The organism is Acinetobacter sp. YH12137, assembly GCF_013418535.1.
GTDB lineage: Bacteria > Pseudomonadota > Gammaproteobacteria > Pseudomonadales > Moraxellaceae > Acinetobacter.
Genome location: NZ_VPBW01000029.1, coordinates 1 through 17,052 on the forward strand (window position 1 = coordinate 1; position 17,052 = coordinate 17,052).

Annotated in this window: 14 protein-coding genes, 1 tRNA gene and 1 pseudogene; 12 read left to right on the top strand and 4 right to left on the bottom strand. The window is 42.9% G+C overall.

What is annotated here, in order from left to right:
- Positions 1 to 92, top strand: a pseudogene (locus tag FTU72_RS12360) (IS5/IS1182 family transposase); the annotation flags it as partial.
- 385 nt (positions 93 to 477) lie between these two features.
- Here the strand turns inward: FTU72_RS12360 and FTU72_RS12365 are convergent.
- Entirely contained in the window at positions 478 to 1,650 is a 1,173-nt protein-coding gene (locus FTU72_RS12365) for an iron-containing alcohol dehydrogenase (RefSeq protein WP_159123263.1), read from the bottom strand.
- Between the two features lie 210 nt (positions 1,651 to 1,860).
- Positions 1,861 to 1,937, bottom strand: a tRNA-Ile gene (locus FTU72_RS12370).
- Between the two features lie 795 nt (positions 1,938 to 2,732).
- Between FTU72_RS12370 and FTU72_RS12375 the strand changes: the two genes are divergently transcribed.
- A complete protein-coding gene (locus FTU72_RS12375) occupies positions 2,733 to 3,287 on the top strand; it encodes a 1-acyl-sn-glycerol-3-phosphate acyltransferase (protein WP_179993088.1) in 555 nt (184 codons plus the stop codon).
- Between the two features lie 228 nt (positions 3,288 to 3,515).
- Complete coding sequence (locus FTU72_RS12380; protein ID WP_004784089.1) at positions 3,516 to 4,265, top strand: YebC/PmpR family DNA-binding transcriptional regulator; 750 nt, start codon at positions 3,516 to 3,518, stop codon at positions 4,263 to 4,265.
- Between the two features lie 66 nt (positions 4,266 to 4,331).
- Here FTU72_RS12380 and FTU72_RS12385 read toward each other — a convergent pair whose 3' ends face one another.
- Positions 4,332 to 4,802: an Lrp/AsnC family transcriptional regulator gene (locus tag FTU72_RS12385; protein ID WP_004784091.1), complete on the bottom strand. Its 471-nt coding sequence runs from the start codon at positions 4,800 to 4,802 to the stop codon at positions 4,332 to 4,334.
- Positions 4,803 to 5,163: 361 nt separating this feature from the next.
- Between FTU72_RS12385 and FTU72_RS12390 the strand changes: the two genes are divergently transcribed.
- On the top strand, positions 5,164 to 7,200 hold the full coding sequence (locus FTU72_RS12390) for a hypothetical protein (protein ID WP_179993087.1): 2,037 nt from the start codon (positions 5,164 to 5,166) through the stop codon (positions 7,198 to 7,200).
- Positions 7,201 to 7,256: 56 nt separating this feature from the next.
- On the opposite strand, the gene FTU72_RS12395 is transcribed toward FTU72_RS12390, so the two are convergent.
- Positions 7,257 to 8,021, bottom strand: a complete 765-nt coding sequence (locus FTU72_RS12395) for a glutathione S-transferase family protein (protein ID WP_166136146.1) — start codon at positions 8,019 to 8,021, stop codon at positions 7,257 to 7,259.
- A 381-nt stretch (positions 8,022 to 8,402) separates the two neighbouring features.
- Here FTU72_RS12395 and FTU72_RS12400 point away from each other — a divergent pair, with 381 nt between their 5' ends.
- The 8 genes from FTU72_RS12400 to ychF all read left to right on the top strand — a co-directional run bounded on the left by FTU72_RS12400 (position 8,403) and on the right by ychF (position 16,890).
- Positions 8,403 to 9,605: an SfnB family sulfur acquisition oxidoreductase gene (locus FTU72_RS12400; RefSeq protein ID WP_179993086.1), complete on the top strand. Its 1,203-nt coding sequence runs from the start codon at positions 8,403 to 8,405 to the stop codon at positions 9,603 to 9,605.
- An 11-nt stretch (positions 9,606 to 9,616) separates the two neighbouring features.
- A complete protein-coding gene (locus FTU72_RS12405; protein WP_179993085.1) occupies positions 9,617 to 10,840 on the top strand; it encodes an SfnB family sulfur acquisition oxidoreductase in 1,224 nt (407 codons plus the stop codon).
- Positions 10,840 to 12,264, top strand: a complete 1,425-nt coding sequence (locus tag FTU72_RS12410) for an LLM class flavin-dependent oxidoreductase (RefSeq protein WP_179993084.1) — start codon at positions 10,840 to 10,842, stop codon at positions 12,262 to 12,264. Before FTU72_RS12405 ends, FTU72_RS12410 begins: the two co-directional genes overlap by 1 nt.
- 19 nt (positions 12,265 to 12,283) lie before the next feature.
- On the top strand, positions 12,284 to 13,114 hold the full coding sequence (locus FTU72_RS12415; RefSeq protein ID WP_179993083.1) for a MetQ/NlpA family ABC transporter substrate-binding protein: 831 nt from the start codon (positions 12,284 to 12,286) through the stop codon (positions 13,112 to 13,114).
- Positions 13,115 to 13,123: 9 nt separating this feature from the next.
- A complete protein-coding gene (locus tag FTU72_RS12420; RefSeq protein ID WP_180011648.1) occupies positions 13,124 to 13,966 on the top strand; it encodes a MetQ/NlpA family ABC transporter substrate-binding protein in 843 nt (280 codons plus the stop codon).
- 10 nt (positions 13,967 to 13,976) lie between these two features.
- Positions 13,977 to 15,047 (top strand): methionine ABC transporter ATP-binding protein, encoded by a 1,071-nt coding sequence (locus FTU72_RS12425; protein WP_180011700.1) that lies wholly within the window; start codon positions 13,977 to 13,979, stop codon positions 15,045 to 15,047.
- Positions 15,028 to 15,687 carry a methionine ABC transporter permease gene (locus FTU72_RS12430; protein ID WP_159123258.1) on the top strand — a complete coding sequence of 220 codons (660 nt, stop codon included), beginning with the start codon at positions 15,028 to 15,030 and terminating at the stop codon, positions 15,685 to 15,687. The genes FTU72_RS12425 and FTU72_RS12430 overlap by 20 nt, the downstream gene beginning before the upstream one ends.
- Positions 15,688 to 15,798: 111 nt before the next feature.
- On the top strand, positions 15,799 to 16,890 hold the full coding sequence (gene ychF, locus FTU72_RS12435) for a redox-regulated ATPase YchF (protein ID WP_179993080.1): 1,092 nt from the start codon (positions 15,799 to 15,801) through the stop codon (positions 16,888 to 16,890).
- Positions 16,891 to 17,052 lie beyond the last annotated feature (162 nt).

Sequence of the window (17,052 nt, forward strand, 5' to 3'; positions counted from 1 at the left end):
TTAGAGGAATAGCTACTCGATATGACAAGCTCAAAAGAAATTATCAAAGTTCTGTTGCCTTAGCCTGTATATTTTTATGGCTACCGTTATAGGGTTAATTATGAACAGTAAGTGTCAACAGACCCTACTTTAGAATTATAATTTTTTATTATAACATTTTATTGATTTAGCTCATGCTACGAATAAGCTTTTAGCAATACTCTGCTCATTCCAGTATTTTATTATTATCGAGTTCATTCAGTTAATTTTAATAAGCTATACCCTGATGAATTAACTGCCCAAATATATTTTTTGAAAGCAAAAATTTAGGCAAAAAAAAAGAGCAACGCCTGCTCTATATCCTTATCAAGGGTGTAAGGATCAGCCAAGAATATCGCATGGGGATACATTTATCTTGGCGCACTTCACTAAGAAGTGCGAACAGGGTTGCATAAAATGTAAGTCTGCCGAGTGGAGAGAATCGACTTACATAGAGGCTTACAGCGCCGCTTTAAAAATCTCTACGACTTGTGCATGGCTAGCCTTACGCGGGTTGGTCAGCATACAGGCATCCTTTTGCGCATTTTCTGCCATAATGGCAAGGTCTTCCTCTTTAACCCCTAAGCCTTTCAGACCAGATGGAATTCCAATTGAAGCTGAAAGCTGGCGAATGGCATCAATCGCTGCATAAGCTGCTTCAGTCACAGTTAATCCTTCAGTATTTACACCCATCAACTGGGCAATTTTTGCATAGCGATCCGGACAGGCAATCAGGTTAAATTCGCATACGTGCGGTAGCAAAATCGCATTACATACACCATGTGGCAGGTTATAGAAACCACCCAGCTGGTGTGCCATCGCATGCACATATCCGAGTGATGCATTGTTGAATGCCATGCCTGCCAGATACTGTGCATAGCTCATAGCATCACGTGCTTCAATATTTTCACCATTTGCTACTGCCTGACTCAGCCATTCACTGATCATGGTAATGGCCTTTTCTGCACAGGCATCCGTAATCGGATTGGCTGCCGTAGAAACATACGCTTCTACCGCATGGGTTAAGGCATCCATACCAGTCGCGGCAGTTAAGCCCGCTGGCTTGGCAATCATCAATTTAGGATCATCGATCGCGATCAATGGTGTACAACGCCAATCCACAATTGCCATTTTGACATGGGTATCGGTATTGGTAATGATACAGAAGCGTGTCATTTCCGACGCTGTACCCGCTGTGGTATTGACTGCAATAAGCGGTGTCATAGGCACAGTACTTTTATCAATACCTTCATAGTCGCGGATATGACCACCACCGGCAGTCACCAGGCCAATACCTTTGGCACAGTCATGTGAAGAACCGCCACCGAGTGATACAATAAAATCGCAGCCGTTGTCATTGTAGACTTGTACGCCATTATGAACGTTAATATCTGTTGGGTTTGGTTCTGCACCTGGGAAGATATGGCTGTCAACACCAGCCTCTTTTAAATAATTTGCGATGGTATCTGCGACACCAAATTTGTATAAGCCTTCATCGGTCACAATCAGAGCTTTCTTGGCACCTAAATTTTGTGCTTTAACGCCAATTTCTTTGGCACAGCCTGGACCGAAAAGTGAAACACAAGGGATATAAAAACCGTTTGTTTGATCTGCAATATTCTTAAAAGCCATGGTTCGATTCCTTCTACCATTCATCTTATTATCGGTGACCCTCACCGTGATTTAAGTATTCAATGAACGATAAAAGAATCCCACCTACTAAAAGCCTACCTTATGATAAGAGATTGAAATTTTAGTTATTTTTGAAGATAGATAGTGCTTAAATGAATTCAAAAAATAAAAAAGCACCTAAGAGTATTGCTCCTAGATGCTTGATGTATTTGGTGGGCCCAGACAGACTTGAACTGTCGACCAACGGATTATGAGTCCGCTGCTCTAACCAACTGAGCTATAGGCCCTATATAGACTGAATTTGTTATATTTCAACTAGTTCAGGCGCATTGAATACTAGCCAAGATTAGATCAAAAAACAAGTACTTTTCTTTCTGCTTGCACACTTAGCCAGCAATCATTTTTTATCCTTAATAACTGCCCTGCTTAGGATTTAAGACTTCAGTCTAAGTTAAGCTAGCAAAAGCCTAATATGACATCTATATTTTCTATCTAAAATAAAGAGAGCACGCTAATTATTCGAATATCAAACCAATAAATTAATCGCTTTTACGTCTCAATATAACCATAATCAATAAAAATACCAAATATTAAGTATAGAAATATAATCCTAGAATATTCTTTAAAAATCTATAAAGACTAAAATTCCGATTCCAATTTCTCGTCTTTACGTAAATCCATATAGATTTCGATTAAAGACCATACAATAACCAGTGCTAACAGAAGCATTGAGAACATGAAAGCTGTAATATACGTCATAGGTTTCAATCTCAGAGAGAAAATGACCAGAAAATAGAAAAGACACAATTTCTTCTTTTCTTCGACAAAAGTCTAATAACTAAAATTTGTGCTGGATAGTCATTTTTTCATCATTTTAAGACTTATTTTATATAAGATGATATATCTCAAGGATTATTAAGTATTTATTTATATCTTTCAGGTCTTAAAAAACTATTTAATATACTTTTTTGATTTTGGATTTTTTATATTATTAATGAATTTTAATTAATGCCTATTGACTGTGAATAAGAACAGGAAGAAATTATGCAGTTCATACCGTTAGCTCTTATTTCTTTCTACTTATGCTAAACAAATTTATTGGCGAATCTGCATTTAAACTTGCCGGTTGGCAATATCATGTTGAACCCGATGTACTCGAAGATAAACAGGTCATTGTCGGATTTGAACATACATCCATGATGGATGCAGTTCTATCTTTGGCGCTCTTTAAGATGTATGACATCAAAATTCATACCCTGATCAAGAAAGAACTGTTCAAAGGCCCAATGAAACCAATTCTGGAAGCCATGGGTGGTATCGCGGTCGACCGTAAAGCCAATAAAGATATTGTCAGCGTAATGGTTGAACATTTTCAGAATAATGAAAAATTCAATCTGGTGATCGCACCTGAAGCCACCCGTGCCAAAAATGGTGAAGCGCGCAAACCGATCCGTACCGGTTTCTGGCATATTGCCAAAGCTGCCAATGTGCCAATTGTGCTTATGTATGCCAATTCCAAGACCAAGCAAGGCGGGATTTTTGGCAAAATTTATCCTACTGATCTTGCACATGATCTGGCTTTAATCAAGCGGCTCTATAAAGAGAATGTTGGTCTGGATATTATTATCCCGGAATAAACTTTCCATAAAAGGGCTTGAGAATAATGTTTCTTCTGCTCTTTTCTTATTTAGGTATTTTCTTAAGTTTTTATTTACATTTATTGCTTTGCCTTTCTATTTTATTGCCTATTTTTTTGGCATTATCATTAAATCTCAAATCCAGACTCTTTTTTCAAAAAAAGAGCTTATGGTAGAATCGGCGCAATTCGATAGGCATACAGCCAATCTACAAGGAGCATATTTCGCATGGCGGGTCATTCCAAGTGGGCCAATATTAAGCATCGTAAAGCAAAACAAGATGCCAGTCGTGGTAAGTTGTTTACCAAGTACATTCGTGAATTAACAACTGCTGCTAAACTCGGTGGCGCTGATGCGGGTAGTAATCCTCGTCTACGTGCTGTTGTAGAAAAAGCATTATCTGTAAACATGACACGTGATGTGATCAATCGCGCGATTCAGCGTGGTGCCGGTGGTGAAGATAACGACGATCTGAAAGAAGTAACCTATGAAGGTTATGGCGTAGGCGGCGTTGCGGTTATTGTTGAAACCATGACAGATAACCTGAACCGTACGGTTCCTGATGTACGTCACTGCTTTACTAAAACTGATGGTAACCTCGGTACCAACGGTTCAGTATCCTTCCTATTCACTAAACGTGGCGAAATTACTTTTGAAGATGTGTCTTTAGAAGATCAAATCATGGAAGTGGCGCTTGAAGCGGGTGCTGAAGACATCGAAGTGGATGAAGATGAAATCCTGGTGATCACTACGCCTGAAAGCTTCGGTACAGTACAAGATGCTTTAGCTGCTGCAGGTTTAAAATCTGATAACGCTGAAGTGGTGATGAGCCCGTCTACCAAAGCTGAAATCACAGATATCGACCAAGCGAAAAAAATCATGAAAATGATCGATATGCTTGAAGACCTAGACGATGTTCAAAACGTTTATACCAACGTTGAATTCTCTGATGAAGTTTTAGCGCAACTCGATGCCTAATCTTCTATGAGATCAAAACGCACCTTCGGGTGCGTTTTTTATATGTGTTAAAAAATGCCTGGAATTTTAAACCTTATTTAAAAGACCACTACAGTTAAAAACATTATATTCCTTGATCACAAAGCTGGAATGCAGTGCTACGACATGCTCGATCTTGCCGATTCGGCTTAATAGAATCTGACTATAATTTTCCATATCACGTGCCACAACTTCGACAATAAAATCCGCAGACTGTCCTGTCACCAGGAAAGCATTAATGACTTCCGGAATATTTTCTAATTCTTCTAAAAATTTGGCAAAAGTATCGCTATCATGCTTGCTTAAGGAAACCTGCAACAGCACATGCAGACTAAAGCCCAATTTTTGATAATTAATCTCGCGCTTCAAGCCACTGATAATATTATGATCGATCAAATGCTTGATCCTGCGGTGTACCGAACTCACAGATAAATTTACTCTCTCCGAGAGTTCATTCAGATTGACATCTTCATGGGTCAAAATTTCAAGAATGTGCTTATCAAAACGATCTAATTCCATCTTTAATCTCTTGCCATTTTATTCAAATACATCATTGTTTTGCTGATAGTATTGATAAATTTTTCATAAATTACCAGTTATTTGAAAAAAAATGCCAGAAACATCTCAATAACCAGTTTTAAACCATGTTTATGGTTATTCGTCGTATAAAACAAATTTTCGATAAACGTCTCTTTTTAAATAAATCATTCTTATTTATCACTAAACTATTTATGAATAAAAACTATGACGCTGATAACTGGATTTTCAAAGCATGATTAATCCAACTTAGATTTACACTTGTATAGAAATTGAATAAGAATTGAGCGGTTTATCTAAAACACACAACAAACATAACAAGATAAAAATTCGCAAAACGATTATGGCTTTTAGTATTCTTAGTTCAATTAAAACTAAACTCAGTCCAGTGCTCACGACAGAGATACAAAATACGAGTTTACTTGGTGGTTTATTGGGTGGCAGTCTTTCTGGCATTATTGGTTCTATTACAGGTTCTACCCCCTCTACCCCTTCCCTAGATTCTCTCTTAAACAGCCTGCTTTCTGGCAAGAGTTTAGCTTCCAGTTCCCTCACTGATTTAATTAGCCAATTTACAGGCTCAAATGCTTCTAAACTTGATATCAACAGTTTAATTAGCCAATTAACGAAAGCCAATGGTGGCAGTTTTGACATAGGTTCAATCAGCAATCTACTTGGCAGTTTAATGGGTAGTAATACATCAACCCTGGATTTAAATGCAGTTATCAAATTGGTCAGTGGATTGATGGGTGGCAGTACTGGTAATCTAGATCTTAGTAAAATTGCTGAACTGGCTGGCAACTTATTGCAAGGTGGCGACCTTGATCTTACCCAAATCACTCAACTGCTGAGTGGCCGGATTGGAGGTACTGGTGGTCTTGGTGGAACAGACATTGGTGCCATCGTCGGTATCGTCAGTGGTCTCATCCAAGGTGGTGATATTGATATTACTCAAATCACCCAACTATTGAGCGGTCTGATTGGTGGCTCTAGTGGACTTAATGGTATTGATATAGGTTCAATCGCTGGCTTAGTTAGCAACCTTATTGGTGGTAATGGCGATATCGATATTGCTCAAATTGCTGAACTGGCTAGTGGTTTAATTGGTGGTTCTGGTGGATTAGGCGGCATTGATATCGGCGCAATAGCGGGTCTAGTCGGCGGCTTGATTCAAGGCGGTGACATTGATATTACGCAAATCGCTCAACTAGTTAGCGGCTTAATCGGTGGCTCTAGCGGATTTGATGGTATTGATATCGGAGCAATTGCAGGCCTCGTCGGTGGCTTGATTCAAGGTGGCGATATTGATATCGCACAAATTGCTGAACTGGTTAGTGACTTAATTGGTGGTTCTGGCGGACTTGGCGATGTAGATATTGGTCAAATTGCCAACCTAGTCGGTGGTCTCATCAGTGGCAATGCCGCTAGTGATCTCGACATCGGTGCAATTGTTGACTTGATCAGCGGATTGATCGGTGGCTCAACAGGTAGTTTAGATACCAGTTCAGTCAATCTGTTAGCCAGTAACTTAATGAGCAATGCAAGCAGTGACCTTGATATCGGTGCTATTACCAATTTGCTCAGTGGTCTAATCAGCAATTCAGGCAATATCGATACGGGCACCATTGCGCAAACTGTAACGCAAAGCCTGATGCCACTGCTTGCATCGATTGATACAGGTAACTCATCCATTGATATGGATCAACTTACCCAAGTTTTACCAACAGTGGTTGGTAGTGTGACTACATTGGTATCTGCAATCAGTTCTGCAGGTTCAGGTAATGTGCCAGACACCATCGCAGATGTACTAAAAGGCATCAATCCACTGTTGAATCTATTAGCGAATAGTGACGTTCTTGACGCTGATCAGGCAGAAATCGTGAATTCTCTTTACGATGTCTTGAATGGCGTACAAGTGGTGCTGGATTTTGTGAATAACCCATTACTGCTCACCTTATCCAGCGACCTCAACAATGTGATTACAGCACTAAAACCAGTGATTGCGCTGATTGATAGCGAAGGTCAATTCTCGGATCTTCTGGATGGTGTTCAGTTTCCTGAAATTGGCGACCTGCTCGGGTCACTCGGTTCTGGCGTGCCAAGCTTAGAGGGTTTAGGTTTGGATGCATTCACGGATAGTCTTGGCAATTTAGTCGGTAACAACTCGTCCCTACAACTGCCTGATCTTAGCGAATTGATTTCCGGCATTAGTAATACTGATACGGCTACGAATATCAGCATTACTGAAATCCTCCCAACCATTAAAGAAACTATTACCAATATCTCAAGTGGTAGTTCCCTGCCGAAGTTTGACTTTAGCTCACTGCTCAGTGGCTTCAGTAAAACAAGTGATATTGATCAAACCAGCCCTTGGAGTTAATTCTAATCTCATAAAAAAACGCGCTTTATGCGCGTTTTTTTATTTCATTTTTAATTTTATACACCGCGCCAATCAACACGGGCATTGCGCTCATTACGATACATCTTTTGAATATATTGCCCTAATGGCAACTCAGCCAGATGACTTTGATATTCCCGGTATTCATCCGACATCGATTCAAAGCTTTCCCTCTCCCACGGCGTTCCCGGAATAGCCAATAGAGGAGCCAAAATAGAACAAACCGCAATATCGGCCAGAGAGAAACGCGAACCGACGAGATAAGGTCCTTCTTTTTCCATACGGATCTGATTAAGCTGCTCAACCGAATCCTTGATAAATTGTTTGGACTGTTCCAGTGTTTCTTCAGTCAAGGCATAACCCTTGGTCAAAATGGTTTTTAGCAATGGCTTGGAGAATTTTTCAAACTGGCGCAGATAGCCTTTTTCTCCAATCAGAATATCCATCGATTCATGGTCATGCGATAAAGCCTGAGCCAGCATCCAGCGACGCACATGGCGGCCTAATTCTTGGGTGATTTCATCAATATCTAGTGCCTGCTGACGCAAGCTTGCTTCTGCAGGTAGCAGACGGTGTTCAGGATATTGCTCATCCAGATATAGAGCGATTTTGGTCGAATCCGCAATCCACCGTTCCTGATCACGCAGAATCGGTAAACGGTTTTGTCCAGTTTTCAGGCGGGCAAAGGCACGATGGGCACCCGGCATGAGGTTTTGCGCGACATATTCCAGCTCTTTGTAATCCAGCATCCAGCGTGCCTTTTCACAAAAATGAGAAAGTGGAAACTGGTATAAGATGCGCATAAATTCTCCATGCTTGTTTTTAGGTTAGATCGCATTAAAACCATCTAATTTAGTCGGATACTTTAGTCACCCTAGCCTGGAAATACAATGAACTTTTTATTCAAAATAAAGATGTTGCTTATTCAGCACGACGATGAGTATTTTTATACATTTTTTTGTCTTGATTATCTATAAAGCAGATATGCACTGCTTTAAAAACATCTATTAAAATTAAGAAATTATTCAAAATCTATTTAATTTTAATCAGTTACTATATTCCAAATTTATAAGAATCTAGCAGTTTTTATCTTAAAGAGCTTTTTTTATAAGCTTTGCAAAAGCAATTGCTTAATTACATAAAGCTTTCGCTGTAACGTTTTGGCATCGATTTAGGATGTCATTATGTCTCGTTTAACTTCTGAAAAAGTTCATATCATCGAAAATGATCTCGACGCGATTAATGCTGCTTATCAGGTTGCAGACTTTGCCCTGGAAGGCCGTAATCAGCGTGATCAGCAACGTCTATTACCTTTTGCTGAGATTGACCTGTTCAGCCAGAAAGGCCTGGGCGGCATGCGTATTCCGAAACAGTACGGCGGTGCATTTGTTGCCAATAAAACCCTGGCTCATGTATTCCGGATTATTAATAAGGCTGACTCAAGTGTCGGGCAAATTCCGCAGAACCAGATCGCATTACTCAACATGATCGAGATCATGGGCACAGAAGAACAAAAACAGTTTATTTATAACGAAATTCTAAAAGGTAAGCGTCTGGCGAATGGCGGTCCAGAGCGCAATACCAAAGATACCAAGACGCTTGCCACCACTTTAACATTTGAAAATGGCCGCTATTTTGTGGATGGCGAGAAATTCTATTCAACTGGTAGTAGCTTCGCGCACTGGTTAGCGATTAAAGCGATTCATCCAGAAGGCCATGTAGTACTAACCATTGTCGACCGCAATGCTGAAGGTGTGGAAGTGATCGACAATTGGAATGGCTTTGGTCAACGCACGACTTCGAGTGGTACCGTCAAACTTCAGCATGTCGAAGTTGATCCGCTATTGATTTTTGATGAGCGTCTGTTAGGAAATCAACCAAGCTACCGCGGTGCCTATTCCCAATTGATGCAGGTCGCGATTGATGTCGGCATTGCCGAAGCTGCTTTTGCCGATACGCTGACTGCCGTACAAAAAGCACGTCCAATTGTCGATGCTCAAGTCGAAAAAGCCAGCTTAGAACATTATACCCTGCAGGAAGTTGGCAAATCTTCTGTGCTGCTCGATGCCGCGATTTTACTGCTGGATGAAGCCGCTGAATATCTGGATGAACTGGATCAGCTGGAATCTGTGACTGATGAGCAGGCAGCCAAAGCCTCAATTCTAGTGGCTGAAGCCAAGGTCTATGCCAACGATGCTGCGCTACATATCTCGGAAAAATTACTGGAATTGGGTGGAAGTCGCTCCAGCCTCAGTCAGCACAATCTGGATCAGCATTGGCGTAATGCCCGTGTGCATACCTTGCATGACCCGATCCGCTGGAAGCTGCATGCACTTGGGGATTATTACCTAAATCATAAACTCCCTGCCCGCCACGCCTGGATTTAAGGATATTTGCCATGACTTCATTTCAAAACATTAGTCCATTGCAGTCAGAACAGCTGGCACATGCGCACATCATCAAATCTGATGAAGAAGCACTAGAAATTGCCCATAATCTGGCAGAGCAGTTCAAGATTAATTCAGTACAACGTGATGCTGAACGTATTCTGCCTTTCGAAGAAATCGAGGCTTATAGCCAGTCCGGACTTTGGGCGATTACTGTACCTAAAGAATATGGTGGTGCAGAAGTATCTAGCTATACGGTGGCACAAGTGATTGCCCTGATGAGCGGTGTGGATGGATCAATCGGTCAGATTCCACAAAACCATTTCTATGGTCTGGAAATCCTGCGCAATAACGGCACGGAGGAACAAAAACAGAAACTCTATGCCGAAGTCCTAAAAGGTGCCCGTTTTGGTAATGCCCTAGCTGAGTTTAAAACCAAAACCGCTGCTCAGCGCCAAACTGCGATTCGCAAAACTGAGCAAGGCTATGTGATCAATGGTGAAAAATTCTATTGCACCGGCAGCCTGTTTGCGCACCGCATTCCGACACTGGTCGTGGATGAAAGCGAGCAGCAATTCTTGGCTTTTGTGCCACGTGACAGTGAAGGTCTCACCTTGATTGATGACTGGAGCGGTTTTGGCCAGCGTACCACTGGCAGCGGCACGGTGAAATTTGACAACGTGCAGGTGCTTGAGGAAGATGTGGTACGTTTTGATACGGCCTATTCCCGCCCAACCATTTCCGGTCCTTTCGCACAATTGCTACATGCCTCCATTGAAACCGGCATTGCCCGTGCTGCATTTGAGGAAACCTTGGACCGTGTACGTCAGGCGCGTCCGTGGATTGATTCTGGTGTGGACAAGGCCACCGATGATCCGCTGACCAAACTTGAACTGGGCCGTGTGGTAGCTGATGTGCGTGCTTCTGAAGTGTTACTCAAACAGGCCGCACGTTCTGTTGATGCCGCCAAGGTTGCTCCGACTGAGGTCAGTGTTGCCAAAGCCTCTCTAGATGTAGCCAAAGTGCGTGCACACAGTTCTGAAACCGCATTAAAAGCATCATCGAAGCTGATTGAACTGGCTGGCAGTCGTGGTAGCCAGCGCGAAGATGGCTTAGACCGCTTCTGGCGTAATGCCCGCGTGCATACCCTGCATGATGCTTCACGATGGAAATACTATTTTATCGCCAATTATTTGCTGAATGGTGTTCTGCCTCCACGCCGGGGGACATTGTAATGACAAAGACTACAACAAACTCGAAAACTAAAAAAATCCTGCTGAACGCTTTTGATATGAACTGCGTGGGTCATATCAATCATGGCTTGTGGGCTCATCCGCGGGATGAATCACACCGTTTTAATGAACTGAGCTACTGGACTGATCTGGCGAAAACGCTGGAAAAAGGTCTGTTTGACGGCCTGTTCATTGCCGACATTACCGGAGTCTATGATGTCTATCAGAACGGCATTGACCTGACTCTAAGAGAATCCATTCAGTTACCCAGCCATGACCCAAGCACGTTGGTATCTGCCATGGCAGCAGTCACTGAGAATCTCGGTTTTGGTGTCACGGTGAATCTCAGCTATGAGTCACCGTACCAGTTCGCCCGTCGTTTTGCCAGTCTGGATCACCTGACCCATGGCCGTATCGGCTGGAATATTGTCACCGGTTATCTGGACAGTGCACAACGTCTGATTGGCGAAAATGGCCTGAAAGACCATGACCTGCGCTATGAACAGGCCGAGGAATTTTTACAGCTGTGCTACAAGTTCTGGGAAAGCTCCTGGGAAAATGATGCGGTTTTAAAAGATAAGCAAAATCGAATTTTTACTGATCCAGCCAAGGTCCATCAGATCAATCATCAGGGCCAGTTCTACCGCAGCCAGGGTATATTCCAGGTTTCCCCTTCTGTTCAGCGTACACCTGTATTGTTCCAGGCCGGTGCTTCCCCGCGTGGCATGGCTTTTGCCACTCAGCATGCAGAAGGCATGTTTATTGGTGGTGACCATCCGGACAAGATCAAGAAACAGGTGGATCAGATTCGTCGTCAGGCCACTGAACAAGGCCGTGATCCTGAAGCGATCAAGATTTTTGTCGGCATTACCGTGGTCACTGCAGAAACAGATGAACTGGCGCAGCAAAAGCTGGATGAATACCGTGCTTATGCCAGCCCTGAAGCAGGTCTTGCACATTATTCCAGCTCAGTTGGCATTGACCTGTCCAAATTTGCTGATGATGAACCAATTCCTTACAAGAAGACCAATAGTATTGCGACGGTTAATGACAAATTTAAAGAGCAGCAGATCACACCCAATGACCTAAAAGCTCAGCATGTGTTAGGTGGGCGTTATCCACTAATTGTTGGCAGCGGTGCCACGATAGCAGAAAAACTGATTCAGCTCATTGATGAAACCGGTATTGATGGCTTCAACCTGACCCGCACGGTGACACCGGAATCGCATCAGGATTTTATCCAATTAGTGATTCCTGAATTACAGCAGCGCGGACGCTATAAAACTGAATATGAACAAGGCAGTTTCAGACACAAGCTGTTTCAGCAAGGAGACCGCTTACCTAGTGCGCATCCAGTGCAGCAATTCCGATGTCAAAGCTCCGCCTCAACAGCGAACACGAACCTAAAGCAAAAACAATCAGCATAAATTTATTTTGAGGTGCAACATGGCACAAACCGTTAAAACAAAATTCACCATGATTGGGGTGATTATTGCCGCCGTGATTATCGGACTAGTGGTGTGGAACCAGCAAAAGAAATCCGGTTCGGATGAACTGGTGATTGGGATCAGCCCGTCCTTCGCTAAACCTTTACAAGTCGCAGCCGAAGAAGCCAAACAGCAAGACATCAATGTCAAACTGGTCGAGTTCTCGGACTGGAATACACCGAATATCACCCTGAATCATGGCGATATTGATGCCAACTTCTTCCAGCATCAGCCGTTTTTAGATAATGCGAAGAAAGAAACTGATTTTAAAATCAAAGCTTTTGCCAAAGGTGCAGCGACGCATGTTGGCCTATATTCCAAGAAAATTAACAGCCTGGATGAGCTAAAAGACGGCGCGAAAGTTGTAGTACCAAATGATCCAGTCAACCAGGGCCGTGCTCTGCTGTTATTACAACAAGCGAATCTGGTGGCATTGAAAGATCCAAACAACCATCTGTCCAACCTGAAAGATATTGCTGCAAATCCGAAAAACCTGCAATTCGTTGAAGTTGAAGGTCCGCAAACTGCGCGTGCCATTGATGATGTTGATTTGGCATTCGGTTACCCACACTACCTACGTCTGGCTAAAACAGCTGATCCAGAACAAGCGTTGTTATTTGACTCTAACAAAGACAACCGTTATGCGATCCTGTTTGCCGTACGTGAGGACTATCAGGACAAAAATGACAAGCTGAAAAAATTTGTCGAAATCTATCAGAACTCCCCTCGCGTGAAGGAAGCACTAGATGCTGACTTTGGTGCGAAGCTCTGGTTCCCGGGCTGGAAATAAGGTGCGATGATGACACAAGTAAATTCGTCAAATTCGAATGCAAAGAAGTGGATCATTGGCGGTGTCATCCTGGCACTGATTCTCGGCCTGGCGGCTTACCGTTGGACCAAGGGTCAGCAGCAGGAGGATGTACTGACCATTGGCATTAGCCCACCTTATGCAGACTTATTGCAAAGTGTGGCTGATGAACTGAAACCGCAAGGTATTAATGTGAAACTGGTTGAATTTTCCGACTGGCATGCACCCAATGTCGCGGTACAGAATGGCGACATCGATGCTAACTTTTTCCAGCAAAGTGTCTACTTAAGAAATGCCATTCGTGAAACCAACTTCGATTTACATAGTTTCGCGCCCGGTACGGGTAGCCATGTCGGTTTATATTCTAAGAAATATAAATCGCTGGATGAGTTACCACAAAATGCCCGTGTGGTCATTCCAAATGATCCGGTGAATCTGGCACGTGCCTTGATCCTTCTTAACCGTGCAAAACTGATTGAACTGAAAAATATCAACAATGAATTATCAACCGTTAAGGACATCAAGAATAATCCTAAACAGTTGCAGTTTATTGAAGTTGAAGGCCCACAAACGGCACATGCCTTGAATGAAGCTGATCTGATCTTTGGTTATCCACATTATCTAAAACTTGCTAAAGCAGCAGATCCACATGATGCTCTGTTCCTGGATCCAATCGACAAGAAATACGCCATTCTGTTTGTGACACGCAAAGACTATGAAGATAAAAACCAGAAACTGGCGACTTTCGTAAAAGCTTTCCAGAATTCTGAAAAAGTCAAAGCAATTCTGGACCAGGATTTTGGTACTGGTATGTGGTTTGAAGGCTGGAAATAAGGTGAATACTATGGTGAGTTTTGGTTCTCAGGTGGCGTTTTCTGTCCCGCATATTAAAATCCGTAATCTGAACAAATATTATGAGGTACAAGGCAAATCAGTACATGCCTTGAAGGACATTAATCTGGATATTCCTGAAGGCAAGATCTTCGGGATTATCGGGAAAAGTGGTGCGGGGAAATCCTCGCTGCTACGTACCCTAAATGGTCTGGAACAGATCAGCGAAGGTCATATCCATATCCATCAGCAGGATTTGGCTGGCTTAACCCATGCTGAACTGATCCAGCTTCGTCAGCGTATTGGCATGATTTTTCAGCACTTCAACCTGATGTCTGCCAAAACTGTCTGGGAAAATGTGGCGCTGCCACTCAAAGTCGCGAATTATAAAAAATCAGACATTGATGCGCGTGTAAACGAAGTACTGCAACTGGTAGGCTTAAGCGAAAAAGCGCAGAACTACCCTTCTCAGTTATCCGGCGGACAAAAGCAGCGTGTCGGCATTGCCCGTGCGCTGGTACACCATCCGGAGATTCTACTCTGTGATGAAGCCACTTCTGCACTGGATCCGGAAAGCACTTCCGTGGTGTTATCACTGTTAAAAGAAATCAATCAGAAACTTGGTATTACCATTGTGCTGATCACCCATGAAATGCAAGTGATCCGTGAAATTTGCGATCAAGTCGTCGTGATTGAGAAAGGTGAAATTGTCGAATCCGGTGAAGTCTGGTCTGTATTCTCTAACCCACAGCAACAGATCACCCAGGAACTGCTGAATCTGGAACAACTGGAATTACCATTTGCGATTAGTCCTGAAGTGACAACAGATACCACGCATAGCATTATCAAACTGCGCTATGCCTCTAGTGTTCAGTATTCCCCAGATTTGAAAGTGATTTTCGAACAGTTCGAGCATCCGGTGCATCTCTATCAAAGTCATATCGACAGCATCCAGAATCATCTGGTCGGTAGCCTGATTGTCGCAGTTGCCGATCTAAATCTGGATACTGACTTACTTCAGCAAAAACTAAAACAACACATTGCACAGATTGAGGTGATTGGCTATGCACGACCAACTCATTGATTTATTACTAACAGGAACCACCGATACCCTCATCATGGTTGGTGTATCCGCAATCGTTGCCTTTCTGATTGGTTTACCGATGGCAGTAGTACTGGTCAGTACATCTGAACACGGGATCTATCCATCCAAACCCATTAATCAGGCTCTGGGCTGGATTGTAAATATTACCCGTTCGGTGCCTTTCCTGATTTTAATGGTCGCTTTAATTCCCCTTACCCGCTGGATTGTAGGCACCAGCTATGGCGTCTGGGCAGCAGTTGTACCTTTAACGTTGGCCGCGACTCCTTTCTTTGCGCGTATTGCTGAAGTGAGTTTACGTGAAGTCGATCAGGGACTGATTGAAGCGGCTCAAGCGATTGGCTGTAACCGTAAGCAAATTATCTGGCATGTGCTATTACCTGAAGCTTTACCAGGGATTGTGGCCGGTTTTACCGTCACTTTGGTGACCATGATTAACTCATCAGCAATTGCCGGTGCTATTGGTGCCGGTGGTCTGGGCGACATTGCCTACCGTTATGGTTATCAGCGTTTTGACATGCAGATCATGCTGGCGGTGATTGTGGTGCTGGTGATTCTGGTCATGCTGGTTCAGGCCACTGGTGACACCCTATCGAATCAGCTCGATAAACGTAAAATTTAAAAACATCTATTTCATAAGTTTTCAACAAAGCACCTAGCCATGACCTGACTTTGTCATGGCTTTCATGTAAAATCACTGGCAATTTTTATATAACGCTTTGTGAGTTATTTCATGGGTTTTAATTGTGGTATTGTAGGCCTGCCTAACGTTGGTAAATCTACGCTTTTCAATGCATTAACTAAAGCTGCAATTGCTGCGGAAAACTTCCCATTCTGTACGATTGAACCAAACACCGGTATCGTGCCTGTACCAGATCCACGCCTGGATAAACTTGCTGAAATCGTAAAACCACAACGCGTGGTACCAACTACCATGGAATTCGTGGACATCGCGGGTCTGGTTGCTGGTGCATCTAAAGGCGAAGGTCTGGGTAACCAGTTCCTGGCGAATATCCGTGAAACTGATGCAATTGCTCATGTTGTTCGTTGTTTCGAAGATGAAAACGTGATTCACGTCAACGGGAAAATTGATCCGCTTGATGACATCGCAACGATTAACACTGAACTTGCTCTAGCTGACCTTGAAACTGTGACTAAAGCAGTGACTCGTCTGGCAAAGTCTGCAAAAGGTGGCGATAAAGAAGCTGTAGCCACTAAAGCCGTTCTTGAAAAAATCCTACCTCTTCTAGATGAAGGCAAACCTGCCCGTGCAGCAAATCTGGATGATGATGAACGTAAACTGGTTCGTGGCTTTGGTCTATTAACACTTAAACCAACGATGTACATCGCTAACGTGGCAGAAGACGGTTTTGAAAATAATCCGCACCTCGATGCGGTACGTGAACTGGCAGCTGCTGAAAATGCAATCGTGGTTCCGCTTTGCAACCAGATCGAAGCTGAAATTTCATTGCTTGAAGATGAAGACCGTGCTGAGTTCCTGGAAGCAATGGGTATGGAAGAGCCAGGTCTGAACGTGGTAATCCGCGCAGGTTATTCACTGCTTGGTCTGCAAACTTACTTCACTGCCGGTGTACAGGAAGTTCGCGCCTGGACGGTTAAAGTCGGCGCTACTGCGCCTCAAGCAGCGGGTGTCATTCACACTGACTTCGAAAAAGGCTTCATCCGTGCAGAATGTATTGCTTATGATGATTTTGTACAGTATAACGGCGAAGCTGGCGCTAAAGAAGCAGGTAAATGGCGTCTAGAGGGTAAAACTTATATCGTTCAGGACGGTGACGTTCTGCACTTCCGTTTCAACGTATAAGTTGAAGCCAAAGAAAAGCCCCAAATCTGGGGCTTTTTTGTTACTAAATTTGGCTTCTTGCTATTCTCATACGCATCTTTACATCCTATTTATAAAAATCTCTTCCCATAACATTAATGATAATAATTCTCATTGTATTTAATACAACTCAAGCGTATTTTA